31 protein-coding genes are annotated in these 25987 nt (G+C 66.4%); 15 read left to right on the forward strand and 16 right to left on the reverse strand.

Translation table 11 applies throughout. The annotated features are described in order from the left end of the window. Positions 1-7: 7 nt before the first annotated feature. The 3 genes from AC07M1_RS04770 to AC07M1_RS04780 all read right to left on the reverse strand — a co-directional run bounded on the left by AC07M1_RS04770 (position 8) and on the right by AC07M1_RS04780 (position 2817). A complete protein-coding gene (locus tag AC07M1_RS04770) occupies positions 8-472 on the reverse strand; it encodes a MaoC family dehydratase (RefSeq protein WP_495161419.1) in 465 nt (154 codons plus the stop codon). A gap of 155 nt (positions 473-627) precedes the next feature. Further along, on the reverse strand, positions 628-1800 hold the full coding sequence (locus tag AC07M1_RS04775) for a mechanosensitive ion channel family protein (RefSeq protein ID WP_495161420.1): 1173 nt from the start codon (positions 1798-1800) through the stop codon (positions 628-630). Between the two features lie 9 nt (positions 1801-1809). Beyond that, complete coding sequence (locus AC07M1_RS04780; protein ID WP_495161421.1) at positions 1810-2817, reverse strand: DNA topoisomerase IB; 1008 nt, start codon at positions 2815-2817, stop codon at positions 1810-1812. 119 nt (positions 2818-2936) lie between these two features. Between AC07M1_RS04780 and AC07M1_RS04785 the strand changes: the two genes are divergently transcribed. Then, positions 2937-3869, forward strand: a complete 933-nt coding sequence (locus tag AC07M1_RS04785) for a right-handed parallel beta-helix repeat-containing protein (RefSeq protein WP_495161422.1) — start codon at positions 2937-2939, stop codon at positions 3867-3869. Between the two features lie 72 nt (positions 3870-3941). Here the strand turns inward: AC07M1_RS04785 and AC07M1_RS04790 are convergent, their stop codons facing one another. The 4 genes from AC07M1_RS04790 to AC07M1_RS04805 form a co-directional block, all read right to left on the reverse strand. Then, complete coding sequence (locus AC07M1_RS04790; RefSeq protein ID WP_495161423.1) at positions 3942-4268, reverse strand: hypothetical protein; 327 nt, start codon at positions 4266-4268, stop codon at positions 3942-3944. A gap of 41 nt (positions 4269-4309) precedes the next feature. Beyond that, on the reverse strand, positions 4310-4513 hold the full coding sequence (locus AC07M1_RS04795) for a hypothetical protein (RefSeq protein ID WP_495161424.1): 204 nt from the start codon (positions 4511-4513) through the stop codon (positions 4310-4312). A 129-nt stretch (positions 4514-4642) separates the two neighbouring features. Continuing rightward, positions 4643-4954 (reverse strand): hypothetical protein, encoded by a 312-nt coding sequence (locus tag AC07M1_RS04800; protein WP_495161425.1) that lies wholly within the window; start codon positions 4952-4954, stop codon positions 4643-4645. Between the two features lie 40 nt (positions 4955-4994). Next, entirely contained in the window at positions 4995-5354 is a 360-nt protein-coding gene (locus AC07M1_RS04805; RefSeq protein ID WP_495161426.1) for a hypothetical protein, read from the reverse strand. Between the two features lie 94 nt (positions 5355-5448). On the opposite strand from AC07M1_RS04805, the gene AC07M1_RS04810 reads away from it, so the two are divergent. Continuing rightward, positions 5449-5787, forward strand: coding sequence for a hypothetical protein (locus tag AC07M1_RS04810; protein WP_066573827.1), 339 nt, complete (start codon positions 5449-5451; stop codon positions 5785-5787). Between the two features lie 55 nt (positions 5788-5842). Here AC07M1_RS04810 and AC07M1_RS04815 read toward each other — a convergent pair whose 3' ends face one another. From AC07M1_RS04815 to AC07M1_RS04825, 3 genes are all read right to left on the reverse strand, one after another. Continuing rightward, complete coding sequence (locus tag AC07M1_RS04815; protein WP_495161427.1) at positions 5843-6133, reverse strand: putative quinol monooxygenase; 291 nt, start codon at positions 6131-6133, stop codon at positions 5843-5845. A 98-nt stretch (positions 6134-6231) separates the two neighbouring features. Further along, positions 6232-8904, reverse strand: coding sequence for an aconitate hydratase AcnA (gene acnA / locus AC07M1_RS04820; RefSeq protein WP_495161428.1), 2673 nt, complete (start codon positions 8902-8904; stop codon positions 6232-6234). Between the two features lie 221 nt (positions 8905-9125). Next, a complete protein-coding gene (locus AC07M1_RS04825; RefSeq protein WP_495162813.1) occupies positions 9126-9797 on the reverse strand; it encodes an MOSC domain-containing protein in 672 nt (223 codons plus the stop codon). A 183-nt stretch (positions 9798-9980) separates the two neighbouring features. On the opposite strand from AC07M1_RS04825, the gene AC07M1_RS04830 reads away from it, so the two are divergent. From AC07M1_RS04830 to AC07M1_RS04840, 3 genes are all read left to right on the forward strand, one after another. Further along, the gene (locus AC07M1_RS04830) at positions 9981-11951 is read left to right on the forward strand and encodes a TonB-dependent receptor plug domain-containing protein (RefSeq protein ID WP_495161429.1); all 1971 of its coding nucleotides are present in this window, start codon (positions 9981-9983) and stop codon (positions 11949-11951) included. A gap of 10 nt (positions 11952-11961) precedes the next feature. Beyond that, the gene (locus AC07M1_RS04835; protein WP_495161430.1) at positions 11962-12366 is read left to right on the forward strand and encodes a MerR family transcriptional regulator; all 405 of its coding nucleotides are present in this window, start codon (positions 11962-11964) and stop codon (positions 12364-12366) included. 97 nt (positions 12367-12463) lie between these two features. Beyond that, positions 12464-13261: a hypothetical protein gene (locus AC07M1_RS04840; protein ID WP_495161431.1), complete on the forward strand. Its 798-nt coding sequence runs from the start codon at positions 12464-12466 to the stop codon at positions 13259-13261. Positions 13262-13307: 46 nt separating this feature from the next. Here AC07M1_RS04840 and AC07M1_RS04845 read toward each other — a convergent pair whose 3' ends face one another. From AC07M1_RS04845 to AC07M1_RS04870, 6 genes are all read right to left on the reverse strand, one after another. Then, positions 13308-13823, reverse strand: a complete 516-nt coding sequence (locus tag AC07M1_RS04845; protein WP_495162814.1) for a fasciclin domain-containing protein — start codon at positions 13821-13823, stop codon at positions 13308-13310. 124 nt (positions 13824-13947) lie between these two features. Next, on the reverse strand, positions 13948-14655 hold the full coding sequence (locus tag AC07M1_RS04850; protein WP_495161432.1) for an anti-sigma factor: 708 nt from the start codon (positions 14653-14655) through the stop codon (positions 13948-13950). Further along, positions 14648-15217, reverse strand: coding sequence for a sigma-70 family RNA polymerase sigma factor (locus AC07M1_RS04855; RefSeq protein ID WP_495161433.1), 570 nt, complete (start codon positions 15215-15217; stop codon positions 14648-14650). Before AC07M1_RS04855 ends, AC07M1_RS04850 begins: the two co-directional genes overlap by 8 nt. 151 nt (positions 15218-15368) lie before the next feature. Next, positions 15369-16568, reverse strand: a complete 1200-nt coding sequence (locus AC07M1_RS04860) for an MFS transporter (RefSeq protein WP_495161434.1) — start codon at positions 16566-16568, stop codon at positions 15369-15371. A gap of 53 nt (positions 16569-16621) precedes the next feature. Continuing rightward, entirely contained in the window at positions 16622-17167 is a 546-nt protein-coding gene (locus AC07M1_RS04865; RefSeq protein WP_495161435.1) for a helix-turn-helix domain-containing protein, read from the reverse strand. Positions 17168-17216: 49 nt separating this feature from the next. Further along, the gene (locus tag AC07M1_RS04870) at positions 17217-18161 is read right to left on the reverse strand and encodes an alpha/beta fold hydrolase (protein ID WP_495161436.1); all 945 of its coding nucleotides are present in this window, start codon (positions 18159-18161) and stop codon (positions 17217-17219) included. Positions 18162-18270: 109 nt separating this feature from the next. Here AC07M1_RS04870 and AC07M1_RS04875 point away from each other — a divergent pair, with 109 nt between their 5' ends. The 10 genes from AC07M1_RS04875 (at position 18271) to AC07M1_RS04920 (ending at position 25975) form a co-directional block, all read left to right on the forward strand. After that, positions 18271-18612 carry an ArsR/SmtB family transcription factor gene (locus AC07M1_RS04875; protein WP_495161437.1) on the forward strand — a complete coding sequence of 114 codons (342 nt, stop codon included), beginning with the start codon at positions 18271-18273 and terminating at the stop codon, positions 18610-18612. Next, positions 18609-19016, forward strand: a complete 408-nt coding sequence (locus tag AC07M1_RS04880; protein WP_495161438.1) for an SRPBCC family protein — start codon at positions 18609-18611, stop codon at positions 19014-19016. Before AC07M1_RS04875 ends, AC07M1_RS04880 begins: the two co-directional genes overlap by 4 nt. A 21-nt stretch (positions 19017-19037) precedes the next feature. Then, a complete protein-coding gene (locus tag AC07M1_RS04885) occupies positions 19038-19244 on the forward strand; it encodes a hypothetical protein (protein ID WP_495161439.1) in 207 nt (68 codons plus the stop codon). Beyond that, positions 19241-19648, forward strand: a complete 408-nt coding sequence (locus AC07M1_RS04890; RefSeq protein ID WP_495161440.1) for a DUF1801 domain-containing protein — start codon at positions 19241-19243, stop codon at positions 19646-19648. The genes AC07M1_RS04885 and AC07M1_RS04890 overlap by 4 nt, the downstream gene beginning before the upstream one ends. A gap of 9 nt (positions 19649-19657) precedes the next feature. Then, positions 19658-20050, forward strand: a complete 393-nt coding sequence (locus AC07M1_RS04895) for a DUF1801 domain-containing protein (RefSeq protein ID WP_495161441.1) — start codon at positions 19658-19660, stop codon at positions 20048-20050. Between the two features lie 61 nt (positions 20051-20111). After that, positions 20112-21275, forward strand: coding sequence for a formate-dependent phosphoribosylglycinamide formyltransferase (gene purT / locus AC07M1_RS04900; RefSeq protein ID WP_495161442.1), 1164 nt, complete (start codon positions 20112-20114; stop codon positions 21273-21275). 209 nt (positions 21276-21484) lie between these two features. Beyond that, positions 21485-23776, forward strand: a complete 2292-nt coding sequence (locus AC07M1_RS04905; RefSeq protein WP_495161443.1) for a TonB-dependent siderophore receptor — start codon at positions 21485-21487, stop codon at positions 23774-23776. A 50-nt stretch (positions 23777-23826) separates the two neighbouring features. Then, positions 23827-24090 carry a hypothetical protein gene (locus AC07M1_RS04910; RefSeq protein WP_495161444.1) on the forward strand — a complete coding sequence of 88 codons (264 nt, stop codon included), beginning with the start codon at positions 23827-23829 and terminating at the stop codon, positions 24088-24090. Further along, complete coding sequence (locus AC07M1_RS04915; protein WP_495161445.1) at positions 24087-25697, forward strand: PepSY-associated TM helix domain-containing protein; 1611 nt, start codon at positions 24087-24089, stop codon at positions 25695-25697. The genes AC07M1_RS04910 and AC07M1_RS04915 overlap by 4 nt, the downstream gene beginning before the upstream one ends. Next, positions 25694-25975: a DUF3325 family protein gene (locus AC07M1_RS04920; protein WP_495161446.1), complete on the forward strand. Its 282-nt coding sequence runs from the start codon at positions 25694-25696 to the stop codon at positions 25973-25975. The genes AC07M1_RS04915 and AC07M1_RS04920 overlap by 4 nt, the downstream gene beginning before the upstream one ends. Positions 25976-25987: the final 12 nt, after the last annotated feature.

The following is a 25987-nucleotide window of genomic DNA, read 5'->3' on the forward strand; positions in this document are numbered from 1 at the left end:
ATGATCGTTAGACGAAAATCTGGCTGATCCATTCGGCGATCATCGCTGGCTTGCTCTCGCCCTCGATCTCGACGGTGAACTCGACGGTCTGTTGCCATTGGCCTGGGCGTTTCTCGACCAGCTCCAATGTCTTGAAATGGCCGCGCACGCGCTTGCCGGAGCGGACGGGGGTCAGGAAGCGGACTTTGTTGCCGCCATAATTGACGCCCATCTTCACCCCCTCGATCCGCGGCTGCGGCGTGAGCGAATTGAGCAGGGGCATCAGCGACAGCGTCAGGAATCCGTGCGCGATGGTGCCGCCGAACGGCGTCATCGCGGCCTTGGCGGGGTCGACATGGATGAACTGGTGGTCGCCGGTCGCCTCGGCGAACTTGTCGATCATCGCCTGGGTCACCTCGACCCAATCGGACACGCGCTCCTCGCCCGTGCGGGCGGCGAGCTGCTGGATCGTCACGGTCTCCGGATCGGCCATGTCGGCTCCTGTTGGCGTCCTCGCCGGGCATGTAGGCGCAACCCGCCACCTTCCGCAAGGGGAAGCCTACTGAAAACGCGAAAACAGGAGCTTACGTAACGTAAATCCGTACGATTTGTGCCAAACCGAATATTCGAAAAAATAGAAGCCGCGAATCAGCGGTCGCGTGCGGGCCGCTCATCTTCGGGCCAGGGATAGATCAACTTCCCGTCTGGGCCGGCGGTGAGCGCGGTTTGGGTGGGGTAGGGGATGACGATATCCTCCGCCGTGAACTTGCGCAGGATTTCGATCATCACCCGGTCGCGTGCCGCATGCGCCTTCTCCCAATCCTGGCCGGGGACGTCGAACTCGAGCACGAGGTCGACCGAGCTGGCACCGAACGCGTTGTAGCTCGCCCGGGCGGTCCTTGCGCCCGCGGCCTCGACGATCTCGCGGAGCATCGCCGGGATGCGCTCGAGCGTTTCGGGCGGGGTTTCGTAGGCGATGCCGATCGGCAGGTTGATGCGGATATGGTCGCGCCCGCTGTTGTTCTGGATTTCCTTGTCCAGCAGGCGCCGGTTGGCGATGATCCGCTCTTCGCCGGTGAAGGCGCGGATGCGGGTCGATTTGAGACCGATTTCGGCGATCGTTCCCTTGGTCTGGTCATAGGCGATGCTGTCGCCGCGGCGGAACGGGCGGTCGAAGATGATCGCGAGCGCCGCGAACAGATCGGCGAAGATACCCTGCGCCGCCAGACCGATAGCGATACCGCCGACGCCGAGGCCCGCGACCAGACCGGTGACGTTGACCCCCAGATTGTCGAGCACCACCACCAGCGCGATCGCGAACAGTGCGAAGGTGACGAGCAGCCGGATCAGGCCCAGCGCCGAGAGCAAGGCCTCGCCATGATAGTTTTGGCTCTCTGTCCGCTTCTCGATCGCCCCCAAAATCACCTCCCGCGCCCAGATCGCGGCCTGGAACACGGCGGCGAGGGTGAAGAGGAAGTTGATCGTCTTCCAGATCATCTCGGGCGGGTTCGCGTAGCCGCTGACCAGCTTGGCCGCGACCATGATGATGAAGAAATGGCCGGTCTTGGCGACGGTACGGCCGAGGATCGTGCCCCAGCCGGCGGGGCCGTCCGACTTCTCGCACAGCTTCATCCCCCAGCGACGCAGCAGATGGAGCGCGCCGACGATCAGCGCGGCGATTCCGGCGGCGATCAGGATCTGCAACCAGTGGCTCTGCAGCCAGGCGACCCCGTCGGCGAAGAAAGCGCGGGTCTGTGTCTCGATCGCGTTGGAGTCGAGTCCGGCGGCTTTTTCGGCTGCGGCGGTGGTATTGTTGGTCATTCTGGTCCTTCAGGCGGCTTTCGCCGCCATAGCATTGCTCTCGAGAAAGGCGATCAGTCCGCGTTCGCTGCGGCTGAGATTGCGGGTGGCGCGAGGCAAGGCCAGCGTATCGCGGAACGTCGCCTGCGCGTCTCGATCCTTGGCGAGATCGATCAGCTTTGGGTGCACATAGGATTTGCGAGCGATGGCGGGGGTGTTGCCGAGCGCTTCCGTAACCGGCTCGAGCATTGCGTTGAGACCGATTGGGGTGTCGGCATCCGCCAGCGCTTCGAACGCGATCACGCTCGCCCCCCAGGTGCGGAAGTGCTTGGCGGTGAAATCGTCTCCCATCGCCTCGCGGATATAGTCATTGACGTCGGTCGAGGTCACCGGACGCGCCTCGCCCGTTTCGTCGAGCCAGCCGAACAGATGCTGGCCGGGCAGGTCCTGGCAGCATTTGACGAAGTTGCGCAGGCTCGCGTCGGTGAGGGTCAGGGCACGCAGCTTGCCCGACTTTGCGCGATACTGGAGCCTGAGCGCGCCACCCGCGAGCTTGGCGTGGCGCTTGCGCAGCGTGGTGGCGCCGAAGCTCTTGTTGGCCTTGGCGTACCCCTCATTGCCGACGCGGACATGGCCGCGGTCGAGCAGACGGACGACCGCGGCGACGGCGCGTTCCTTCGATAGCGAGCGCTTGCGCAAATCCGCCTCGATCCGGGCACGGAGCTTGGGGAGGAGGTGACCGAAGGCGGCGCAGCGGTCGTACTTCGCAGCCTCCTGCGCGGCGCGGAATTCGGGGTGGTAGCGATATTGCTTGCGGCCACGATCGTCGGTCCCGGTGGCCTGGAGATGGCCGTTGGGATGCGGACAATACCAGGCATCGGTGTAAGCCGGGGGCAGGCCGACGGCGTTCAACCGATCGATCTCGTCGCGGTCGGTAATGCGGTTGCCGTCGGCGTCCCAATAGCTCCAGCCATGCCGCAGCTTGCGCCGCGTGATGCCCGGCCGGCTGTCGTCGCAATATCGCAGGCCGCGCTTCATGTGATTGAAAATGCGTGTCTTCGCGCATCGTTCCGAAGCGGGACAGGACGCGATGCCGCAATTAGGGGCGCGGTCACCTCTGTTCGGGCATAACGCCGCGAAACCACTGGAGTCGCTCCATGCGCATCGCCATCGCCCTTGCCGCCCTGCTCGCCACCACCGCGCCCGCATTGCCGCAGGATCGGGGCGGGCCGTTTACCGTGCAGGAGAGCGGACGATCCTATGCCTCGTTGCAGGAAGCGGTCTCGGCTGTCGGTGAGGGGCGCGGGACGATCCGCATCGCGCCGGGGCGCTACAGCGACTGCGCGGTGCAGGAAGCGGGCGAGATCAACTTCGTCTCCGAAGTGCCAGGCAAGGCGATCTTCGACCGTGCGATCTGTGAGGGCAAGGCGACTTTGGTGCTGCGCGGACGCGGGGCGAAGGTCGACGGGATCGTGTTCATGCGCACCCTGGTCGAGGACGGCAACGGCGCGGGCATCCGGCTCGAGACAGGCGACCTCCACGTCACCAACGCGATGTTCATCGACGGCCAATGCGGCATCCTGAGTGCGAGCTTCCCGCAAGGAAAGATCATCATCGAGCGCTCGACCTTTGCTGGGTTGGGCAAGGACCCGACCGGCAATGGTGCACACGCGCTCTACATCGGCGACTATGGCTCGCTGCGTATCGTCCAGTCGCGGTTCGAGCGCGGGACGGGCGGGCATTATGTGAAGGTGCGCGCGCCGCGGATCGAGATACTCGATTCGAGCTTCGACGACAGCCAGGGCCGCAACACCAATTACTCGATCGACATTTCCAACGGTGCGACCGGGCGGATCGCGGGCAATTCGTTCGAGCAGGGGCCGAACAAGGACAATTACTCGACAATGATCGCGGTGGCGCCGGAAGGGGCCAAGCACAGCTCGAACGGGCTGTTGATCGAGAACAATAAGGCGTGGCTCTCACCGGCGTTCAAGGAGCGGACGACGTTTGTCGGCAACTGGTCGCGCGATACCGTGGTGCTGCGGGGCAACGAATTGGCCGACCGGATCGCGCCGATCGCGCAGCGTTAGGGTCTTCAAGCTATCCGATACCGGATCGGCGCTGAAAGAGTGGATTGTCGGGAAGCGATCCCATTGCCGCCGCTAGCCATCGGCAAAATGCGCGTGGATTGTCCGTAGTAGTTCGTCGCCTTTTGCTGACGCCGAAATGAGGCATGGATCGTCCCACTCGTTCTGAAATGTGAACGGTTCGCCTTCAATGATCACGATCGTAGCAATGCCCGCCATCTTGCTGGTCACGCCTGCATAGCGCTCTTGAACGTATGATCGCACCGCGTCGAGGTCGGTAACCTCAAACTCCAACGAGAGGTGATCTCCAACGGTGAGCAGCGATAAGGGCATGAAGTCACGGTAGCTCTGGCTGTGATGGCTTTCCACCCAGTTCGAGATGTTCGCCAGTTCGTAGACCACGCCAAGAGCAGACAGTCGGAAAACGACCCTGTTGTGGACGCTCAGTGGCTGTCAAGAAATGCTCTGCCAGCAGCGGTCCAGGCACCCTCTCGCCCGTTCATTTCTAGAAAGCCGTGCTCTGCCAGAATCTCAGTCGCCATCTCACCGGCGCTCATCCACATGTGATCAACTACTTTGTCTCCTCCCATGTATTGCGCGCACATCCAGGCAAGCGCAGCTAGTAGGCGCTCCTCGCTCTCTGTCATGGATCGCCTCCATCGGTGAGTGACGACATCGCTAGCATATCCGCTTCCCTGCGAATGTCTGCCAACCACCCACATCCGGCCGTTCCGCGCTGATCATACCGCGATGAAAGCAGTCCAGCCGCAATGCCTTTAGTCGCCGTTGGCATCGACCATGAAAACCATGGTCTTGCCGCGCGACGCCGGATCCCATCCCGCCAGCAACGCCGCGCGCACGCCCCTTGCGGCAATCGTGTCGTTGATGTGGGAACGCCCCTTGGGCAATCCCTTGAGAAGCCGCTTGGGTGTTGGAAACTCCAGCACAGCCTCGCGCGGCATGTCGTGCTGCCGAAGCGAGACCGTCATGCCCTTCCAGCCATCGCCATCGGACAGCTGGGGTTCGCTCAGGAATTCCCAATCATATTTGAATCCGTCGACTTCGACGGTTCCACCAAGATCACGCATGCCGCGGCTCTAGCACGCCGATGACGGCATTTCATCCATCTCACTGATGGCGCAGCATCTTTTCGAACCCCTCATTCGCCTTGGTCATCTTGGCCAGCTTGCGAAGATAAGTGCGAACATGCCGCTCGAACCGGACATCGTCATGGATGCTCGTCGCGGGATAGTCGTCCTGACCGATGAGCTCCTTCAGCTGCCCGGCGAATGCCGCCTGATCGTTCACATTCTCCGCTCCCTTCAGCGCGCGGCAAGCCCATTCCTCGGCCGCGGCCTTGTCGTAATCGTCCCGAGCCTCATAGCCGCGCCTGTCCGCCGCCGCCTGATCCAGCCGCGATACCTCGAACCGCCGCTCAAGCCATTTGCGGACCTGCTCTGCATCCCATGGTTTCGACGGATTCGTCATCGTTCTTCCAATCTTCCGAGGTGACAATTGCCGATGTGATGGATCCGTTCACATCGTTATAGGCTGGCGACAATTCAGACAGCCGGATCGATCCATGGCCCGCAAAAATTCGAAATATGATCCCTATGACCATCTGCCTCGGGAAGACGAGGCGCCAGCCGCGCCCGTGCTCTGCTGGCTGTGTGGGCGCCCGACCGGCACGACCATCGTCTGGCACCATCCCGTGCCGAAGAGCCGGGGCGGGCGCGATGTCGTGCCGATGCACTCGATCTGCCAGCAGACGCTGGTCGCCAATTTCACCAATTCCGAACTGCAGCGTCATGGGATGGACGTGACGGGGCTGCTGGACAATCCGAACGTTCGTAAATTCGTGGATTGGGTGGCGAACAAGGATCCTGACTTCACCGCGACCATCACGAAGAAGCAGCGCTGATCGGGCTGTCGGCCGGCACGACGGTGTCTTGTTCGGCGCCGAATGACGATCCGCGTTAGAGTCCCATGCCGCCGGCGACGTTGAGTTCGACCTGACTGTCGAAGCCGGCGATCAGCGGGCGGCCCTTGGCGATCGCGGCCTGGACGGCGGGGAGCTGGAGCGAGGCCTTGTGGCTCTCGGCGCGGTCCCACACTTCGGTGATCCAGATCGCGTCGGACTCCTTCACGTCCTCGGCGACGATATAGGCCTTGCAGCCGGGCATCGCGTCGGTGCCCTCGAGCAGGATCGCGATGAGTTCGGCACGCTTGCCGGGTTGCGCACGCATCTTGCCGAGCAGTCCGTACATGCCGTTCCTCTCCGTCGCGTGCACATGGGGCGCAAGCAACGCGATGGCCAGTCCCCCGGCGATCGCGCACCTGCGCCCAATGTTCATTCGGCCTGACCTTACTTGGCCAGGTTCCGCAGCACGTACTGCAGGATGCCGCCGTTGAGGAAATACTCAAGCTCGTTGACGGTATCGATGCGGCAGCGGGTGAGGAAAGTCTCGCTCGAGCCGTCGGCGCGGGTCAGCGTGACCTCGACATCCTGACGCGGACGCAGGCCCGCCACGCCGGTGATGGTGAAGGTCTCGCTGCCGTCGAGCTTCAGCGTCTTGCGATCGACGCCTTCCGCGAACTGCAGCGGGAGCACGCCCATGCCGACCAGGTTCGAGCGGTGGATACGCTCGAAGCTTTCGGTGATGACCGCGCGGACGCCGAGCAGGTTGGTGCCCTTGGCCGCCCAGTCGCGCGACGATCCGGTGCCATATTCCTTGCCCGCGACGATGACGAGCGGGGTGCCGTCGGCCTTGTGACGCATCGCCGCGTCGTAGATCGGCATCGTTTCGCCATTGTACGAAGTCATGCCGCCTTCGACGCCCGGAACCATCTCGTTACGGATGCGGATATTGGCGAAGGTGCCACGGACCATGACGTTGTCGTTGCCGCGGCGCGCGCCATAGCTGTTGAAGTCCGCCTTGGAAACCTGGCGCTCCATCAGCCACTTGCCAGCGGGGCTGTCGGCCTTGATCGAGCCGGCGGGCGAGATGTGGTCGGTGGTGATCGAGTCCGCGAGGATCGCCAGCGGCTTCGCCTCGATGATGTCGGCGACGGGCGCCGGGGTCATCGTCATGCCCTCGAAATAGGGCGGGTTGGCGATGTAGGTCGACGCGGCGGGCCAAGCGTAGGTGTCCGAGCCTTCGACGGCGATCTTCTGCCAGTGGGTGTCGCCCAGATAGACGTTGCCGTAGCGCGACTTGAACATGCCCGAGTCGATGTTGGATGCCATCACCGACGCGATTTCATCGTTCGTGGGCCAGATGTCCTTCAGGTAAACCGGCCCGTCGGTGCCTTCGCCGATCGGGGTCTCGATCATGTCCTGCGTCACCGTGCCCTTGAGCGCATAGGCGACGACCAGCGGCGGCGAAGCGAGGAAGTTGGCACGGACGTCGGGCGACACACGGCCCTCGAAGTTGCGGTTGCCCGACAGGACCGAGGCGGCGACGATGTCGTTGTTGTTGATCGCGTCCGAGATCGGCTGGGCGAGCGGACCCGAATTGCCGATGCAAGTGGTGCAGCCATAGCCGACCAGGTTGAAGCCGATCGCGTCGAGATCCTCGCTGAGGCCGGCCTTGTTGAGATAGTCGGTCACGACCTGCGACCCGGGCGCGAGCGAGGTCTTGACCCACGGCTTGCGCGTCAGGCCCTTGGCGCGCGCCTTGCGCGCAACCAGGCCCGCGGCGATCAGCACCGAGGGGTTGGAGGTGTTGGTGCACGAGGTGATGGCGGCGATCACCACATCGCCGTCGCCGATGTCGTGGTCCTTGCCCTCGACCGCGACGCGGTGGCCGTTCTCCTTGCCATAGACCTTGAACAGGTCGCCGTTGAACACTTCGTCGACCTTGTTGAGGCTGACGCGGTCCTGCGGGCGCTTGGGGCCGGCGAGCGACGCGGTGACGGTCGCCATGTCGAGCTCGAGCGTGTCGGTGAACACGGGGTCGGCCATGTCGTCATGGCGCCACATGCCCTGCGCCTTGCAATAGGCCTCGACCAGCGCGACGGTGTCGTCGTCGCGGCCGGTGAGGCGCATGTAATCGAGCGTCTTGTCGTCGATGCCGAAGAAGCCGCAGGTCGCGCCATATTCGGGCGCCATGTTGGCGATGGTCGCGCGATCGGCGAGCGTCATCGTCGCGAGGCCGGGGCCGAAGAACTCGACGAAGCGGCCGACCACGCCGCGCGCGCGCAGCATCTGGGTGACGGTGAGCACCAGATCGGTGGCGGTGATGCCTTCCTGGAGCTTGCCGGTCAGCTTGAAGCCGACGACTTCGGGGATGAGCATCGACACCGGCTGGCCGAGCATCGCGGCCTCGGCCTCGATGCCGCCCACGCCCCAGCCGAGCACGCCAAGGCCGTTGACCATCGTGGTGTGGCTGTCGGTGCCGACCAGCGTGTCGGGATAGGCGATGGTGGTGCCGTCAGCGGCCGTCGAGCTCCAGATCGCGTCGGCGATATATTCGAGGTTGACCTGGTGGCAGATGCCGGTGCCCGGGGGAACGACCTTGAAATTGTCGAGCGACTTCGATCCCCATTTCAGGAAGTCGTAGCGCTCCATGTTGCGCTGATACTCGAGCTCGACATTCTCTTCGAACGCCTTGGGCGTGCCGAACTCGTCGACCATGACCGAGTGGTCGATGACGAGATGGACGGGAACCTGCGGGTTGATCTTGGCCGGGTCGCCGCCGAGCTTGGTGATCGCGTCGCGCATCGCCGCCAGATCGACCACGCAGGGCACGCCGGTGAAGTCCTGCATCAGCACGCGCGCCGGGCGGTACTGGATCTCACGCTCGGGCGCGTTGGGGTTCTGCTGCCAGTCGACGATCGCCTGGGCATCCTCGGGGGTCACGGTGACGCCGTCCTCGAAGCGGAGCATGTTCTCCAGCAGCACCTTCATCGAGAAGGGCAGGCGGCTGACGTCGCCGAGCTTCGCGGCGGCCTTTGCGAGGCTGTAATAGCTGTAGCTCTTGCCGCCGACGGTGAGCGTTTCACGCGTTCCGAGGCTGTCCTGGCCGATGGCTGTCATTGGTGCGGGTCCCTTTCCCTATCTATGTGCCACCGGAGCGGCGTGGGGGAGGCGGCTGCAATGAAGAGCCGCACGGGCGCGCCGGTGAGAAGCGAATGCGAAGATTCGCGAGGGCCGATAGCAGGGCAGGGGGGCGGGGGGAAGGGGAGCGGTGATTGGTTGCGCGGAAGGCGACGTTGGGCTGGTGCCGCAACTGGTTCAGCCTTGCTGAACCACAAGCGCTATCCGCCCTTGAGACGCGGGTTCCAATCCTCGACGGTTCCCGATGCCAGCCGTTTCTCCGCGAGCTGGCGCCAGCGTTCGGGAAGCAAGGTGAGCTCAGCGATGGCGCGCAGGGCGTCGCGGTCGAGCATGTCGACATAGAAGACGCGGCGGATGCGCTCGACGGTCCAGTCGGGGGCGAGCCGGTCGGTCAGCGCGACGCTGTCGCCGGGGGCGACGATGCCTTCCTCCAGCACGCGATAATACCAGCCGGTGCGGCCGCTGTCCTGCATGCGCAGCGCGACGCCGGGGGTCTCGAAGCGCAGGTTGAGGCGGAAACAGGGCTGGCGGCCCTGCGACACCTCGACCAGCGCCTTGCCGATGCGGAAGCGATCGCCGATCGCGACGTCGCTTTCGGTCAGGCCGAGGGTGGAGATATTCTCCCCGAAGGCGCCATGGCTATCGAGCAGCGGATGATCGCCGAGATCGGCGCGCCAGGCGGGATAATGGTCGCGGGGATAGTGATGCACCGCCTTGTCGACCCCGCCATGGACGCGGGTATCGCCCTGTTCGTCACCGGCCAGGCCGAGCGTGGTGAGGCGGAGCGGGCGATCGGCCGGTTGCTTGGCGATCGCGCTGGGGATGGACTTCGGGCCGAGCGGGCGGACCGGGGCGGTGTTGAGCGAGAGGATGACGGGGTGGGGGAAGGTGGGACTCCTGAAGGTTCGCTTATGCCGATAGCAAGCGAAGGGCGTACGAGGAAGAGAAGGGGTGCGCGCACATCCGCCTTGACCCTGTAGTTACTCCAGCCTTTATGGCGGCGCCGACACCGTGGCTCAGACCGATCACGGCAACAACCAGTCGGGGGGGCGATCTTGCCGCTTCAGTCTCTTTCGCTTCGTGCCGCGCCGCTGACGGTGCTTGCGATGGTCCCGCTCCAAGCAGGCGCGGCATTGGCGCAGGAACATCACGGCGAGGAAGCCAGCGAAGAGGGCGAGGAAATCGTCGTTCAGGCGACGCGCACGGGCCGCCGGGTGCAGGACGAGCCGATCCGGGTCGATGTGATCAATCGCGAGGAGATCGAGGAGAAGCTCCTCATGACCCCCGGCAACATCGCGATGCTGGTAAGCGAGACGCCGGGCGTGCGCGTTCAGGTGACCTCGCCCGCGCTGGGCGCGTCGAACGTGCGGATGCAGGGGCTGAAGGGGCGTTATACCCAGATCCTGGCCGACGGCCTGCCGCTCTATGGCGGGCAGACGCCGTCGATCGGACTGTTGCAGATCCCGCCGACCGACCTGGGGCAGGTCGAGGTGATCAAGGGGGCGGCATCGGCGCTCTATGGTCCTTCGGCGCTGGGTGGCGTGATCAACCTCGTCTCGCGCCGGCCGGGGGCGGAGCCGCAGGGCGAGTTGCTGTTCAACGCCACCACACGCGACGGGCAGGACGTCACAGCTTACGGCGCAACCCCGCTGGGCGGTGGCGTGAGCGCGTCGCTGACTGCCGGCTATAACCGCCAGTCGCAGCAGGACCTGAACGACGACGGCTGGGCGGACATGCCCAGCTATGAACGTTGGACCGCACGTCCGCGCCTGTTCTGGGAGGGCACGGCGGGTGCCAAGGCACTGCTGACCTTCGGCGCGATGACCGAGCAGCGCGACGGTGGTACCCTGCCCGGCCGCACCGCGCCCGATGGGGCGCTGTTCGTGCAGGGGCAGCATAGCGAGCGCTTCGACATGGGGCTGACCGCACAGACGCCGCTTGAGGGTGTCGGCACGCTCTATCTGCGCGCGTCGGGTGTCACCCAGACGCACCGCCACCAGTTCGGCGCGGCGATCGAGCGCGATCAGCACCGGACGGGATTTGCCGAAGTCTCGCTGGGCGGCGTGGCGGGAAGCGCGAACTGGCTCGTGGGTGCAGCGTTCCAGGCCGACGGCTATCGATCGCGCGCCTTTCCGACGTTCGACTATAGCTACACCGCGCCCGCGCTGTTCCTTCAGGGCGAGAGCGAGGTAGCGGATCGGCTGACGTTGGCCGCGAGCGCGCGCTGGGATGCACACAGCGAGTATGGATCGCGCGTGAGTCCACGGCTGTCGGCGTTGTACCGGCCGGGGCCGTTGACGATCCGCGCTTCGGTGGGTCGCGGCTTCTATGCACCGACGCCCTTCGTGGAAGAGATCGAGGCAAATGGCCTGTCCCGTGTGGTACCCTATGCCAAGCTGAGGGCCGAGACCGCCGACACCGCTTCGATCGACTTCGGCTATGCCAAGGGACCGGTCGAGGTGAATGTCAGCCTGTTCGCGTCCAACATCGACAACAGCGTGCAGCTGCGCGAACTGACCGCTACCCGCGTCACGCTGGCCAATGCCGACGGGCTGACCAAGACGCGCGGCGTCGAACTGCTGCTGCGCTATCGCTGGGAGGCGTTCACGCTGACCGGCAGCTATGTCCATATCGATGCCACCGAGTCCGATCCCGATGCCGCGGGGCGTCGTCGCGTGCCGTTGACCCCGCGTAACACCGCCGGGCTGGTGGCGATGTGGGAGAAGCACGGCAAGGGACGGGTTGGCCTCGAAGCCTATTACACCGGCATCCAGTCGATCGACGACAACCCCTATCGCACGCGCAGCCGACCCTATGTCGAACTGGGGCTGATGGGTGAGCTGGTGCTTGGGAAGGTCAGCCTGTTCGTCAACGCCGAGAATCTGTTGGACGTGCGCCAGACGCGCTGGGATCCGCTGCTGCTGCCGCAGCGCGCGCCGGTCGGGTCCTGGACCGTCGATGCCTGGGCGCCGAGCGACGGGCGTGTCATCAATGGCGGGATACGGTTCCGCTTCGGCGGAGAGTGAGGTTCATGTCATGGCGTTGACGATCGGCGATCTGGGCAAGGCGACCGGTACCAAGGTCGAGACAGTCCGCTATTACGAGAAGATCGGCCTGCTGCCCAAGCCTCCGCGCACCGGCGGAAACTATCGCGACTATGGTGAGGTGGAGCTTGGGCGGCTGTCTTTCATCCGGCGCGCGCGCGATCTCGGCTTCTCGCTGGACCAGGTGCGGGCGCTGCTGAAGCTGTCGGACGACGAGGGCCACGACTGCGCTGGAATCGACCGGATCGCACACGCGCATCTGCTGGAGGTCGACCGCAAGCTTGCCGATCTCACGGCGCTACGGCGCGAACTCAAGGCTGTGATCGATTCCTGTCAGGGCGGGATCATCGCGGATTGCCGGATCGTCGAAGCGTTGGGTCCAGCACGATCGCGCTGATCGCTGCGGGGACGCGTGTTCTCAAAATGTTCTTTCCTACACGTCGAATTCCGTATAATTGGATTCCCCTCGATGCGGGCAGGCGGGCGAGGGGAGCATGCACAAACCCTATTCACGATGGACGGCGGATACCGAGACTGCGTTCCTGATGGCGCTGCGCGCCACGGGGACGGTGCGCGGGGCGGCGGAGGCGATCGGGCGACCGTTGGGGACCGCCTATCGGCGGCGCCAGCGCCGGCCCGAATTCCGGGCGCGATGGGATGCGGAGGTGGCGGCGCGGGAGGCGGCACGGATCGGCGCCCGGGGCGGCGAGGCCGAGCGCGCCGAGCCGGGGGAACCGCGCGGGCGCTTCGACGGGTGGACGCGGCTGCGGCGGCGGGCCTTTTTGCGCGCGCTGTCCGAGACCGGGCGGGTCAAGGATGCGTGCGAGCGGGTGGGGATTTCGGATACGTCGGTCTATCGGTTGCGCGCGCAATCGGTTGTGTTTGCGCGCGATTTCGCCGCAGCGCTGGAACGGTCGCTGCCGATGATCGAGCAGGTCGCGTGGGAGCGCGCGGTCGAGGGCTGGGAAGAGTCGGTGGTGGTGCGCGGCGAGGTGGTGGGCACGCGGCGGCGCTATTCGGAATCGCTGCTCCGCATGCTGCTGGGCGAGGCGCAGAAGGCACGGCGGGTGGCGGCGGCGGCGGAAGCCAAGGCGGCGGTGGCACGCGAACCCCGCCGGGCGACGATGGAAGAAACCGACACGGCGCTCAACAGGCAGCTCGACGCGCTCGCGCGGCGGGTGCGGGCAGAGGCGCGGGTGAAGCAGATCGCCCAGGCCGAGGCGTGGGAGCGGATGCAGCGCGAAGCGGGCGGCGGCGATGGCGACGGCTGGGTGCGGCCGGGTCGGTGTTGAGCCTTCCGAAGCGGCCCGCGCGATGCGCGGGCCGCCCCCGGGAAGCTCAGGGCATGAGGACGGTGTCGATGACGTGGATCACGCCGTTCGACTGCATGACATTGGCAATGGTGATGTTGGCGTGGCCGCCCTTGGCGTCCCACACCTGCCAGCCCTTGCCCTTCCTGGCGAAGGTCAGCGTGCCGCCGGCGACGGTCTTGTACATCGCCTTGCCGCCAGTCTTCATCGCCTTGGCCGCGATATCCTGGGCAGTGATGCGGCCGGGGACGACATGATAGGTGAGGATGCCGGTGAGCATCGCCTTGTTCTCGGGCTTCACCAGCGTGTCGACGGTGCCGGCGGGCAGCTTGGCGAAGGCGGCGTTGGTCGGCGCGAAGACGGTGAACGGGCCGGGGCCGGACAGGGTGTCGACCAGCCCGGCGGCCTTGACCGCGGCGACGAGCGTGGTGTGATCCTTTGAATTGACCGCGTTCTGGACGATGTTCCTGGTCGGGTACATCGCGGCGCCGCCGACCATCGGGTTCTTCTGCGCGGCGAGTGCGCCGGTCGCGACCAGCGCCATGCCGGCAAGGCCGAAGGCCAGTTTGGAAAGAGTGCGCGTCATCGATCTGCTCCTCTTGGATGGCACCCCGGGGGGAGGTGCTGGCCAAGCTACGGAGCGGATCGCGTCGCGGATGCGGCAGGGATCAGATTTTCGAGATTTTTCCGGCGGCGACCGGCGCGCTGCTGGGGGCGGTATGTGGCGCGCCGTCGACCGGCTCCATCGTGATCGCGAGCGTCGCGCCGTCGACGATCAGCGCGCGCAGCCGGGCGGGAACCGCGACATTCGTGGTGCCGCTGGCGCTGACGAGGCCGAGCGAGCGGGGCACGCCGTCGGCCGGGATCACCCAGAGCTCGGGCGCCAGCTCGCTGGCGGGCATGGCGATGGCGCGGATGCGCAACGCACCCTGGCCCGGATCGTAATTGGCGGCGAGCGATGCACCGGTTTCGCCGCCGAGTTGCGCCACCGCCATCGTATCGGGCGCGCGGACGACTTCGCGCACCACCGTGACCGGCTGTGGCGTGGGCGCGAAGACCAGAACCGCGGCGAGCGAGGCGGCGAGCGCGCCCGAGCCGAGCGCGCTCAACCGCCAGAAGCGGAGTTGGTGCAGGTTGGGGCCGGTTGCGTGATTGCCGAGGCGCGCTTCGATCGCGGGCCACAATGCGGGTGGCGTGATCTCCGCAAAGTCCTCACCGAGCGGTTCGAGCCGGGTGCGCCACGCATCGACCGCCGCGGCGAAGGCGGCGTCGGCGAGCGACAGGCGCATTGCCTGCGCCCGCTCTTCGCCCTCCAGAACGCCAAGCGCCAGCTCGGCCGCGAGCAGATCCTGTTCGGGGGAGAGCGGTTCAGCCATCGCCAAGGCACTCGCGCAGTTGCAGCAGGCCGCGCCGAATCCAGCCTTTCATCGTGCCGAGCGGCACTTTCATGCGATCGGCGAGCTGCGCGTAGGTGAAGCCGTCGAAAAAGGCCGAGCGGATCGCGCTGCTTTGTCTGGCCTCGAGCGCTTCGAGGCAGTTGAAGATGCGGGCGCGATCCTGCGCGGCTTCGATCCGTTCCGGGGCGGTTTCGCGCGTATCGGGGATTTCGGCCGCATGGTCCTCGCTCACCAATACCGGCCCGCCATTCGCCCGGCGCCAGTCGATCGCGGCGTTGCGCGCGATCGCACAGAGCCAGGTGATCGGGCTGGCCCGCGTCGCATCGAAGCGGCCCGCCCGGTTCCAGACCTTGAGATACACGTCCTGCAAGATATCCTCGGCGGCTTCTCTGTCCTGAGAGATACGGAGGCACACGCCGAAAAGTTTCGGAGCGGTGCGATCATAGACTTCGCGAAGTGCCGTGCGGTCTTGCGCGGCGACTCGCGACAATGCCGCTACCAGGCGCTCCCGATCCGACATTCCGTTTTGATCGCGCGCCATTTCGACAGAATAGCGCAAGTGCTTCAGCTCACAAGGTGCAAGCAACCTCTTGAATTCAGGTGGGATCGTGCGCGCCTGGAATGTTCTTTCCTGCACGCGCCGTTCTGTACGGTCGGATTCCCGTCGGTGGGGTCAAGCGGCCCGCCCGGCCTTAGCCGATGGCGGCTTCGCCAGCTGTGGCCCTCGATCCTCGCCCGGCATATTCGGACGCGATCACCGCCGCCAGGAGGGCGGCCAACAGTGCGCCGGATGCCGCGCCCAGGCCCTGCCAGCCCCACAGACTGACGATGATGCCGCCAAGCGGCGGGCCGATCAGCGCGCCGCCGGCGCCGAACTGGGTGACAAGACCGTTGGCGGTGGCGATGCGGGGGTCTTCGGGGCTGGACGCGCCGGCGAGCAGCGGCAGGCGCGCGAAGACGAGCGGCGGGACGAGGCCGCTGACCGCGACGGCAAGCACCGCGATCGTGCCGATCCGCGGCAATTCGGTGCTGGCGTCGCCGTAGAGCAGCAGGACGAGCGGCACGGTCGGGACAAGCGCGAGAGCCGAGAATGCGAGGGTGCGGCGCATGCCGATATCGCCCTTGCGCATCAGCCACATGGCCGTGGCCGCGGCCGGCAGGACCGCGAGGGAGGCGATGCCCGCGACGATGGCGGCCTGTCCCATGGTCGCGCCGCAGCGTTCGATGAGGAAACTGGGCAGCAGCATCGTCACGGCGCTGATGAATACCGTGTAGAGGCCGAAGCCGAAGGTCGAGATCCAGGCGGCGGCGGCGGGGAAACGGATCCGAGCCGGGGGGATGGCGGCGAGCGGAAGGCGCAGGGCGAGGGGGATCGCGGCGGCGATCATCACCGCCCACAGCAGCATCACGCCGCTCATCCCCAGCGTGCCCGCCGCCAGTCCGGTGATCGCGCCGCCCGCCGCGATGCCGACCGGGACGAAGGTGCTCCACAGCGCCAGCGCGCGCGGACGCAGCTGGTTGTCCGCGGTGGCCGCGATCGCGGTGGGGGCGGCGATGACGACGAGGACATAGCCGATGCCTTCGATCGCGCGTGCCGCGAAGAGGAGTGGTGCGGTGGCCGCAAACGCCTGCATCAGGCTGGCGGCGGAGAGGATCGCGAGGCCCCAGAGCAGGAAGCCGCGCATCCCGAAGCGGGCGAGGGCAAGGCCCGAAACCAGCCCGAACACGGCGCCGCCAACCTCCATCAGCGAGATCAGCCAGCCGAGCTGGGGAAGTGACAGACCGAAGCCGGTGCGCAGGATCGGTGCGATGACCGACATCTTGGCGAACTGGGCCGCCGCGAGGATGCCGAGGAACCAGAGGACGAGAATGGGAGGCCAAGAGCGATGCATGGCTTGCCGCTAACCGGGTGCGGACGGTGCGGCCACGTAAAAGATATACGCGGCTAAATGAGTGTGGTGGAGATGCGTCCGGTCCGTCCGTCGGCGAGGGGGACGGTCTCCCACAGCAAGGTGCCGGGCAGCACCGCGACGACGTCGCTGTCATTATGCCCGGTGTCGAACTGCAACCGCTGGAAGGGGCGTTCGAACCAGCCGCGATCCTGGAGACCCGCCTGCGCGTCGGCGATTTCGGGACTGGCGAAGCGCCATAGCGACTGGCCGATGAACATGTCGGTCCTGCCGCCCCAGGACTTGGCCCGCTCCGGCGAGGCGGCGAGCAGGTTATGGGTCGCGTCACACACCAGGTGAACCGGCAGCGTCGATGTCTCGATCAAGCGCTTCAGCGCGGCGTCGGCATCGTTGCTGGCGTTGGCGGCGATCATGTCGAGAATGCGTTCGCGCTGATGCGCCTCTGGTTCATTCACCCCGCTTTCCCAGCGCGAGACCGCAGCCTGGGAGACGGCGAGAAGTTCGGCGACATGCCCCTGCTTGATGCCGTTCAACCGGCGAAAGCGGCGCAGCGCTCTTCCGAGAGGCAGGTCGTGGAGCATGAAAATGCCATAGCTCCATCCCTTGCGCCGCGGAAGCCGTTGCGCGCGATCAGACGGCGGCGCGTGCCTCCGCGATGAAGGCGGCGACGCGGGCGGGATCGGTGACGGGGAGCATATGGCCGGCATCCGCGACGATCGTGCATTGCGCGCCGCGGATCTCGCCCGCGGTACGGGTGCCGTGGACGGAGGCGGGGAGGACGCGGTCGCCCTCGCCGAACAGGATGCGGACGGGCAAGCCGATCTCGTCATAGCGGGTGACGAGCGGAGCGAGCGCGTCGTTGACCGCGACCAGCTCCGACGAGGAGGCGTAGAAGGCGCGCGGCCGGGCGAGCATCGCGCCGCCATAGTCGATGTCGAAGGCGGGGTGCACCGGCTCGGGCGCGAACAGGGTTATGCGGGACTTGGCCGAGTTGAGGCGCATCATCGGGATGGCGAGCGTGTTGGCGATGATCGCGCGCACCGCCGGCTTTTCGATCACCAGCCCGCGAAAGGCGGCGGGGACCTCTTCCTGGACCTGGGTCAGCGGGGCGATCAGGGCGAGGCCGGCGATCTTGCCGGGGTGATTGAGCGCGAGTGCCATCGACACCGCGCCGCCAAGCGAATGGCCGACGATCAGCGGGCGATCGAGGCCGAGCTGGTCGATCAGGTCGGCGACGATCGCGGCCTGATCGGTGAGGCTGTCGTCGCCGCGCCCCGGGCTGTGGCCGCTGCCGGGGCGATCGATCAGGACGATGCGGTGGCTGGCCTGAAGCCGCTCAACCACGGCGGCGAAGTTGCGCATCTGGCCGGCGAGGCCGTGGATCATGACGATCGCCGGACCCTGGCCGATATCGCGGACATGGATGCGCCGCCCGCGGATCGTGTGGAAGCCGCCGTCGGGCGGGATGTTGCGATCGACCTGGCGAGCGATGCGCCGCGAATAGGCGGCGGCGATGGCGGCAGTGCCCGCGATGAGCCCCGCGCCGCCGGCGAGCAAGGGAAGGAAAATCGACATCGGCACCCCCGTTTGATGGCGCGATCAAGGATGATATTGACAATAGTGTCAATAGTGCACGGCTTGACTTACCCATAACCCGCTGGTTATCGGAGCTGATCGATAGCCAGTGAGTTATGAATTCGTGACCGCCCTGACCCCCGACCTGCTGTTCCGCACGCTCGCCGACCCCACGCGGCGCGGGTTGTTCGAGCGGCTGTGCCGCGAGGGCGAGCAGACGGTGGGGACGCTGACCGCGGGCGCGGGGGTGTCGCAGCCGGCGGTGTCGAAGCATCTGGGCGTGCTCAAGCGCGCGGGACTGGTGCGCGACCGGCAGGCGGGGCGGCAGACGCATTACCGCGCCGAGCTGCGCGCGCTCGACCCGCTCGACGCGTGGGCGCGCGAGATGAAGGGGTTCTGGGAACGCCGCATCGACGGGCTGGAGGATTTGCTGAACAGGATGGACCAATGAATGAAATGGCTGAGACGCGGACGGTGACGGTCGAGCGCGAGATCGCGCATCCGGCCGAGCGCATCTGGCGCGCGCTGACCCAGCCGCATCTGATCACCGAATGGCTGATGGCCAATGATTTCGTGCCGCAGGTGGGGCGTCGCTTCGGACTGAAGGCCGAATGGGGCGAGATCGATTGCGAGGTGCTGGAGATCGAGGCCGGGCGAACCCTGGCCTATCGTTGGGCTGCGCTGGGGCTGGACAGCGTGGTGACCTGGACGCTGACGCCGATCGCCGGGGGCACGCGGCTGACGATGGTGCAGACAGGTTTCCTGCCCGAGCAGAAGCTGGCCTATCATGGCGCGAGAGCCGGTTGGCCGCGCTTCCTCGACCGGCTGGAGACGGTGCTGGCGGGGCTGGACTGAGACAATAGGGAGATGGGTGCAATGAGGTTGAGCAAGCCGATCCGCGTGGTTCATCGCTGGGTGTCGCTGCTGTTCGCACTGATCGTCGTGGCGATCTTCGCGATGCTGGGGCTGGGGCATCAGCCGGTCGAGTGGGTCTATTATCTGCCGCTGCCGCCACTCGCCTTTCTGCTGGTGACGGGGCTGTATATGTTCTTCCGCCCCTATTTCCGGCGAAACGCGGCATGACCGAGCCGAAGCTCCTTTCGGGCGGCAATCCGCAGATCGCCAAGGGCGACGGCGATGCGCCGGTACAGGCCTATATCGCCGCGATGCCCGGCTGGAAGCGCGCGGCGGGCGAGCGGCTCGATCGGTTGATCGAGGCGGCGGTGCCGGGTCTAGCCAAGGCGATGAAGTGGAACTCGCCGCTCTATGGTGCCGGGGATGGGACCTTCTTCCTCGGTGTCCACTGCTTCAACAAGTACATCAAGGTGGCGTTCTTCAAGGGCGCGGGCCTGGAGCCGAAGCCGCCGGTGGAATCGAAGGACAAGGATACGCGCTACTTCCACATCCATGAGACGGATGCGTGGGACGAGGCGCAGATCATGGACTGGGTCCGGCAAGCGGCGGCGCTGCCGGGCTGGAAACCCTAGGAGAGTGGAATGGCGGACGAAGTGAGCGCGTCGGAGGAGATCGACGCGAAGATCGAAGCGATGGGCGGGTGGCGCGGACCGATGCTGGCCAGGTTGCGCGCGCTGGTGAAGGCGGCGGATGCGGACATCATCGAAGAGGTGAAGTGGCGCAAGCCGTCCAACCCCTCGGGCGTGCCGACCTGGTCGAAAGGCGGCATCCTCATCACCGGCGAGACGTACAAGGACAAGGTCAAGCTGACCTTTGCCAAGGGCGCGCAGCTGGATGACACCAAGGGGCTGTTCAACGCCAGCCTCGACGGCGGCACGCGGCGCGCGATCGATTTCCGCGAGGACGATGCGGTCGATGCCGAGGCGCTGAAGGCGCTGGTGCGGGCGGCGGTGAAGGCGAACGCGAAGGGGTGACAAGGCAGCCGGTTCGGGCCAGTGGCGTGATCTGACCGCTGGCGAGAAGGAACCGACGACCATGGCATTCACCGCGAAGATCCTGTTGCTCGGATCGGGCGAGCTGGGGCGTGAGTTCGTGATCTCCGCCAAGCGGCTGGGCGCGCAGGTGATCGCGTGCGATTCCTACGCGAACGCCCCGGCGATGCAGGTCGCGGACGGGTATGAGGTGTTCTCGATGCTCGACGGCGAGGCGCTGCGCGCGGCGATCGCCAGGCACGCGCCCGACTATGTCGTGCCAGAGGTCGAGGCGATCCGCACCGAGGTGCTTGCCGCAGTCGAGGCCGAGGGGGTGACGGTGGTGCCGTCCGCCCGCGCGGCGCAGATGACGATGAACCGCGACGGCATCCGCGAGGTCGCGGCGGTCGAACTGGGGTTGCGCACCTCGCGCTACCGCTATGCCGAGAGCCTGGAAGAGGTGCTGGCCGGCGCGGAGCACACCGGGCTTCCGTGCGTGATCAAGCCGGTCATGTCCTCGTCCGGCAAGGGGCAGAGCACGGTGCGCGAGGCCGGAGCGCTGGAGGCGGCATGGGATTATGCCGTCGCCAATATGCGCGGCGACCGGGCGCGGGTGATCGTCGAGGAATTCGTCGACTTCGATTACGAGATCACGCTGCTGACGGTGCGCTCGCGCGAGGGCGTGAGCTTCTGCCCGCCGATCGGGCACCGGCAGGAGCGCGGCGACTATCAGGAAAGCTGGCAGCCTGCGGCGATGTCGGCCCAGGCGATCGCCGACGCGCAGGACATGGCGCGCAAGGTGGTCGACGACCTTGGCGGATACGGCATCTTCGGGGTCGAGTTCTTCGTGAAGGGCGAGGAGGTGATCTTCTCCGAGCTGTCGCCGCGGCCGCACGACACCGGCATGGTGACGCTGATCTCGCAGAATTTGAGCGAATTCGACCTGCACGCGCGCGCGGTGCTGGGGTTGCCGGTGCCCGAGGTGCGGCTGTACGGCCCGTCGGCGTCGGCGGTGATCCTGGCCGATCGCGACGGCGAAGCGCCGGGCTATGAGGGCGTTCCCGAGGCGCTGGCGGTGCCGGGCGGCGAGGTCGACCTGCGTATCTTCGGCAAGCCGACGACGCGGCCCTATCGCCGGATGGGCGTGGCGCTGGCGCTGGCGGGCGACACCGATGCCGCGCGCGCGCTGGCGGCGGACGCCGCCGCGAAGGTGCGGATCACTTACTGACACGGGCGGGTGGCTGACCGGGCCGCTCCCTTTCGGGGGAGGGGCTTAAGGTCGGTCGCGTCCCGATATCGACGTCGTTGCGGCTATCGCAACAGCGGGAGATTGGCTATGCAATGCGTGTCATTCTCAATAAAAATATCGCTAATGCTAGTGACTCGCAACAAGGCAGACGCTATCGCGCCCCCGAATCATCGAAGGGGTTGTGAAACATGCGTAAGTTCGGAGTGCTGCTGGTGAGTGCGGCGGCGGCCGGTCTGTGGATTCCCGCAGCGGCGCGCGCGAATGACACCGTCGGCACCGCCGAAGGCGATCCCGCCGCGAGCAACGACGAGGTCGTGATCCTGGGCAAGAGCGTTGGCCAGGAAGTCGGCAAGACCGTCACCCCGCTCAAGGACGTTCCCAACACCATCACCGTGATCGATGCCGGCCAGATCGAGGCGCAGAACCTGTTCACGCTGGAGGATGCGGTCACCGCGACGGCGGGCATCACCGTGACAGGCGTGGGCAGCGAAGACCCGTCGTTCATGTCGCGCGGCTTCGCGATCAACAATTATCTGATCGACGGCGTCGCGACAATGGCGTTCGGCTATCCGTCGGTGGTCCCCGACCTGTTCTTCTACGACCGGCTCGAGGTGCTACGCGGCCCGGCCGGGCTGTTCAGCGGGTCGGGCAATCCGGCGGGCAGCATCAACCTGGTGCGCAAGCGCCCGATGGACGCGTTCAAGGCCAAGGCGTCGATCGGTTATGGCAGCTACCAGAATGTCCGCGGCGAGTTCGACCTGACGGCGCCGCTCGCCAATGGCGTGGCGGTACGCGTGGGCGCGATGGTGCAGGACCAGGACCAGTTCTTCGACGTCGGGCACCGCAACCGCGTCGCCGGGTTCGCGACCGCCAAGGTCGAGATCGGCGCCAACACCACCCTGACCTTCGGCGGCAGCTACGACCGGTTCAAGCCCGCGATCCAGTCGGGTCTGCCCGGCTATCTGGGCGGCAAGGACGGGAGCGAGGGGCGGCTGATGACCGTCGATCGCTCGACCTACCTCGGCGCCGACTGGAACCGCTTCAGGTCGGAGACCTGGACCGCCTGGGCCGAGCTGTCGCACAAGATCAGCGACCGCTGGACGCTGCGCGCGAGCGGCCTCTACACCGATGTCGAGCGCATCGACATCTACTCGTACATCGGCAACCAGGCGGTGACGACCGCCGCCAATCCACCGCTGACGGGGGCGCCCAATAACGGGGTGACCAACCACATCGCCTATCGCGGGGACAATTTCGCGACGACCAAGGCATTCGACTTCAACGCGGTCGGCACCTTCCCGCTGTTCGGGCGCGACCAGACACTGATCGTCGGCGCCGATTATCAGGCGCTGGACTATGACAGCTATTACACCCGCCTGTCGAACTACGCGAAGATCGACGTATTCAACCCACGCTCGCCGCTCGAGCCGCCGCTCAATCCCTATGGTCCGTCGCCGCTCTATCCGCTGCAAGGATCGAACGCCAATTGTGCGGGCGTCACCGTTCCGACGACGAACTGCCTGCGGCAGACCTATGGCGCGACCAACACCAAGACCGAGCAGTACGGCATCTACGGCCAGATGCGCCTTTCCCCGCTCGAAGGACTGACGCTGGTCGGCGGCGGGCGCCTGACGTGGTGGGATACCAATAATCTGGTGCTGCTGCCAACGCTGGGAACGGTCACAGGATCGAGCGTCGAGGGGCGCTTCACCCCCTATGCCGGGATCGTGTGGGACGCGACCGACAACCTCAATTTCTATGTGAGTTATGCCGACAGCTTCACCCCGCAGACCGCGCCGGCGGGCCGCCGCCGGCCGGACGGGCAGGCGGTCAGCCCGATGATGGGCAAGCAGTTCGAAGCGGGGACAAAGCTGTCGCTCGCCGGGGACAAGCTGCTGCTCTCGCTTGCCGGATATCAGATTGAGCAGAGCGGGCGGCTGTTCAACGATCCCGACGACCAGACGGTAGTGCTCCAGATCGGCAAGGTCCGCGCGCGTGGCGTCGAGGTCGAGGCTGCGGGCGAGGTGCTGCCCGGCTGGCGCGTCAATGGCGGCTACAGCTACACCAAGACCAAATATCTCGAGGACCAGAACGCCTCGTTCGAGGGGCTGCCGCTGGTGCCGATCATCCCCGAGCACATGGTCAAGCTGTTCACCAATTATGAGGCGCAAGGCGGCCTGCTGGAGGGCGCGAGCATCGGTGGCGGGGTGACCTGGTTCAGCGAGACCTATGGCGGTAATCCGGCGGTACGCAACGCGGCCGGCACGGTGACGACGCTGTCGACGATCGTGCGCCAAGGCAGCTATGCCGTGGTCGATCTGCGCGCGGGGTATAAGGTCAACGACCGGATTTCGCTGTCGGTCAACGTCAACAACCTGCTGGATCGCACTTACTATGCGCGCATCTCGTCCACCGGCCGTGGGAACTATTATGGCAGCCCGCGCACCGTGTTCGCGACGCTGCGGGTAAGCTACCCGTGAGCGGGCGCGGCAATGCGGCGGCGGCTTCGCCGTGGCGGAAGCGGGGGGACATGATCCTGCGCATCCTCGCCGCCTTGCCGGTCGGCTATGCGGTGGCGACGTTGTGGGCGATCGCGCTGTCGGTGATCCTGCCGATGCGCCCGGAACAGGCGACGACGGTGGGAATGCTGGTCGCGTTCGCGATCTGCGCGGTGGCGGCGATGTGGTCGTTCGCGGCCAAGAGTGGCTGGAAGGCCCTGTGGGTCCTGGCGGTGGCGGGCGGCGTGGCCGCGGCGCTCACCTGGATAATGACGCGCGGGGGAGGCGTGGCATGAGTGATTTGGGCGACAAGGGCTTTCGGCAGTCGCAGGCGTTCCTGCACACCTGGTCGGGGCTGCTGCTCGGCTGGGTGCTGTTCGCGGTCTTCGCCGCGGGGACGATCGCCTATTATCGCGAAGGGCTGAACCGCTGGATGCGGCCCGAGCTCGCCCGTGTGGAGCAGCCGGAGAAGGTGCTTGCCGGGGCGCAGCGCTTCCTGAGCGACAAGGCGCCCGACGCCAAGAGCTGGTTCATTACCATGCCCGGCGCGACGGCGCATGGCGCGACCGCCTTCTGGGTGCCGCAGCCCAAGGAAGGCGAGACGCGTCGCCGCCGCCGTAGCGACAATCAGGCGACGATCGGGGCAGACGGCCAACCCGTCACGGCGCGCGAGACGCGCGGCGGCGAGTTTTTCTACCGCTTCCATTTCGACCTCTATTACATGCCGGTGATCTACGCGCGCTGGCTGGTCAGCATCGCCGCGCTGTTCATGCTGGTGGCGATCCTGTCGGGCATCGTCACGCACAAGAAGATCTTCCGCGACTTCTTCACGCTGCGGCGGGCCAAGGGCCAGCGCTCATGGCTCGACGGGCACAATGCCACCGCGGTGCTGGCGCTGCCCTTCCATCTGATGATCACCTATACCGGCCTCGTCACGCTGGCGGTGATGCTGTTGCCCTGGGCGACGGCGGTGACCTTCCCCAAGGAGGGGGCATTCTTCGAGGCGCTCTATCCCGAGGGGCCCGCCGTCGAGCGTACCGGGCGGCCGGCGCCGTTGGTCGAACTGACGGCGATCGTCCGCGATGCGGAGGCGCGGTTGGGCGGCAAGGCGGGCTATGTCGAGGTGGTCGAGCCGGGCGACGCCGCGGCGCGGGTGACCGTGATCCGTTCGGGGTCGTCGATGCTGTCGTCGCGCACGCCGCAGATCACCTATGACGGCGTGACCGGGAAGGCGCTGCGCCGCTCGCCCGAGACCGGCGCGGCGGTGGTGACCGCGGGCAGCATGATCGGGCTGCATGCCGGCCGTTATTCGAGCGACTGGCTGCGTTTCCTCTATTTCCTGTGCGGCGTCGCCGGATCGGTGATGGTGGCTAGCGGGATGGTGTTGTGGACCGTGAAGCGGCGCGAGAAGCTGCCCGATCCGACGCGGCCGCATTTCGGCTTCAAACTGGTCGAACGGCTCAATGTCGCGGCGATCGGCGGCTTTCCGCTGGGGGTCGCGGTGATGTTCTGGGCCAACCGGCTGCTGCCGGTCGACATGGCCGGGCGCGCGGCGTGGGAGGTGCATTGCCTGTTCCTCGCCTGGGGCGCGGCGTTGATCCTGTCGATCGTGCGCAAGCCGCAGCATAACTGGGTCGCGCTGCTGGGGCTGACCGGCGCACTGCTGGCGGCGCTGCCCGTCTATAACCTCTTCGGGACGCAGCGCGGGCTGATCGCCAGCCTGTCCAGCGGCGACATGATGCTGGCCGGGATCGACATCGCGCTGCTGGTGTTCGGCGCAACCTTCCTCGCGCTTGCGCGGCGGGTGGCGCGGCACAAGCCGGCGGCACCGCGGGTTCGCCGCAAGACGGTTGCCGCACCGGCAGCGGTGCCGGCCGACGCGCAGATGGAGCCCGCAGAATGACCGCGCTCGCCTTCATCCTCGCCACGCTTGCCTTCGCGCTGTTCGGGCTTTCGACCGACGAGCATCACCGCAAGCGGCTGGGCAATCGCCTCGATGCGGTGACGGTGCTGCGGATGCGCGGCGGCGCCTGGGCTGCCGTCGCCGCCGCCTTCCCCTTTGCGATCGGCGCGCAGGGATGGGTGTTCGGGCCGATCCTGTGGGTCGCCCTGCTGATGCTGGGCGCTGGCCTCGTGTTCCTCGCGCTCAACCTGATCCCCGCGCCCGCGGGCCGCAAATAGAACCGGGAGACT

The sequence above is a fragment of the Sphingomonas sp. GW821-FHT10C01 genome (assembly GCF_059415525.1).

Coding starts and splice junctions, on each gene's coding strand:
- AC07M1_RS04910 (WP_495161444.1), top strand. CDS start 23,827: ATGATCCTGCGCATCCTCGCCGCCTTGCCGGTCGGCTATGCGGTGGCG.
- AC07M1_RS04810 (WP_066573827.1), top strand. CDS start 5,449: ATGGCCCGCAAAAATTCGAAATATGATCCCTATGACCATCTGCCTCGG.
- AC07M1_RS04850 (WP_495161432.1), bottom strand. CDS start 14,655: ATGGCTGAACCGCTCTCCCCCGAACAGGATCTGCTCGCGGCCGAGCTG.
- AC07M1_RS04835 (WP_495161430.1), top strand. CDS start 11,962: ATGGCGTTGACGATCGGCGATCTGGGCAAGGCGACCGGTACCAAGGTC.
- AC07M1_RS04840 (WP_495161431.1), top strand. CDS start 12,464: ATGCACAAACCCTATTCACGATGGACGGCGGATACCGAGACTGCGTTC.
- AC07M1_RS04880 (WP_495161438.1), top strand. CDS start 18,609: ATGAATGAAATGGCTGAGACGCGGACGGTGACGGTCGAGCGCGAGATC.
- AC07M1_RS04785 (WP_495161422.1), top strand. CDS start 2,937: ATGCGCATCGCCATCGCCCTTGCCGCCCTGCTCGCCACCACCGCGCCC.
- AC07M1_RS04865 (WP_495161435.1), bottom strand. CDS start 17,167: ATGCTCCACGACCTGCCTCTCGGAAGAGCGCTGCGCCGCTTTCGCCGG.
- AC07M1_RS04800 (WP_495161425.1), bottom strand. CDS start 4,954: ATGCGTGATCTTGGTGGAACCGTCGAAGTCGACGGATTCAAATATGAT.
- purT (WP_495161442.1), top strand. CDS start 20,112: ATGGCATTCACCGCGAAGATCCTGTTGCTCGGATCGGGCGAGCTGGGG.
- AC07M1_RS04770 (WP_495161419.1), bottom strand. CDS start 472: ATGGCCGATCCGGAGACCGTGACGATCCAGCAGCTCGCCGCCCGCACG.
- AC07M1_RS04845 (WP_495162814.1), bottom strand. CDS start 13,823: ATGGCGCTGGTCGCGACCGGCGCACTCGCCGCGCAGAAGAACCCGATG.
- AC07M1_RS04775 (WP_495161420.1), bottom strand. CDS start 1,800: ATGACCAACAATACCACCGCCGCAGCCGAAAAAGCCGCCGGACTCGAC.
- acnA (WP_495161428.1), bottom strand. CDS start 8,904: ATGACAGCCATCGGCCAGGACAGCCTCGGAACGCGTGAAACGCTCACC.
- AC07M1_RS04870 (WP_495161436.1), bottom strand. CDS start 18,161: ATGTCGATTTTCCTTCCCTTGCTCGCCGGCGGCGCGGGGCTCATCGCG.
- AC07M1_RS04795 (WP_495161424.1), bottom strand. CDS start 4,513: ATGACAGAGAGCGAGGAGCGCCTACTAGCTGCGCTTGCCTGGATGTGC.
- AC07M1_RS04780 (WP_495161421.1), bottom strand. CDS start 2,817: ATGAAGCGCGGCCTGCGATATTGCGACGACAGCCGGCCGGGCATCACG.
- AC07M1_RS04855 (WP_495161433.1), bottom strand. CDS start 15,217: ATGGCGCGCGATCAAAACGGAATGTCGGATCGGGAGCGCCTGGTAGCG.
- AC07M1_RS04895 (WP_495161441.1), top strand. CDS start 19,658: ATGGCGGACGAAGTGAGCGCGTCGGAGGAGATCGACGCGAAGATCGAA.
- AC07M1_RS04905 (WP_495161443.1), top strand. CDS start 21,485: ATGCGTAAGTTCGGAGTGCTGCTGGTGAGTGCGGCGGCGGCCGGTCTG.
- AC07M1_RS04915 (WP_495161445.1), top strand. CDS start 24,087: ATGAGTGATTTGGGCGACAAGGGCTTTCGGCAGTCGCAGGCGTTCCTG.
- AC07M1_RS04920 (WP_495161446.1), top strand. CDS start 25,694: ATGACCGCGCTCGCCTTCATCCTCGCCACGCTTGCCTTCGCGCTGTTC.
- AC07M1_RS04885 (WP_495161439.1), top strand. CDS start 19,038: ATGAGGTTGAGCAAGCCGATCCGCGTGGTTCATCGCTGGGTGTCGCTG.
- AC07M1_RS04815 (WP_495161427.1), bottom strand. CDS start 6,133: ATGTACGGACTGCTCGGCAAGATGCGTGCGCAACCCGGCAAGCGTGCC.
- AC07M1_RS04890 (WP_495161440.1), top strand. CDS start 19,241: ATGACCGAGCCGAAGCTCCTTTCGGGCGGCAATCCGCAGATCGCCAAG.
- AC07M1_RS04805 (WP_495161426.1), bottom strand. CDS start 5,354: ATGACGAATCCGTCGAAACCATGGGATGCAGAGCAGGTCCGCAAATGG.
- AC07M1_RS04860 (WP_495161434.1), bottom strand. CDS start 16,568: ATGCATCGCTCTTGGCCTCCCATTCTCGTCCTCTGGTTCCTCGGCATC.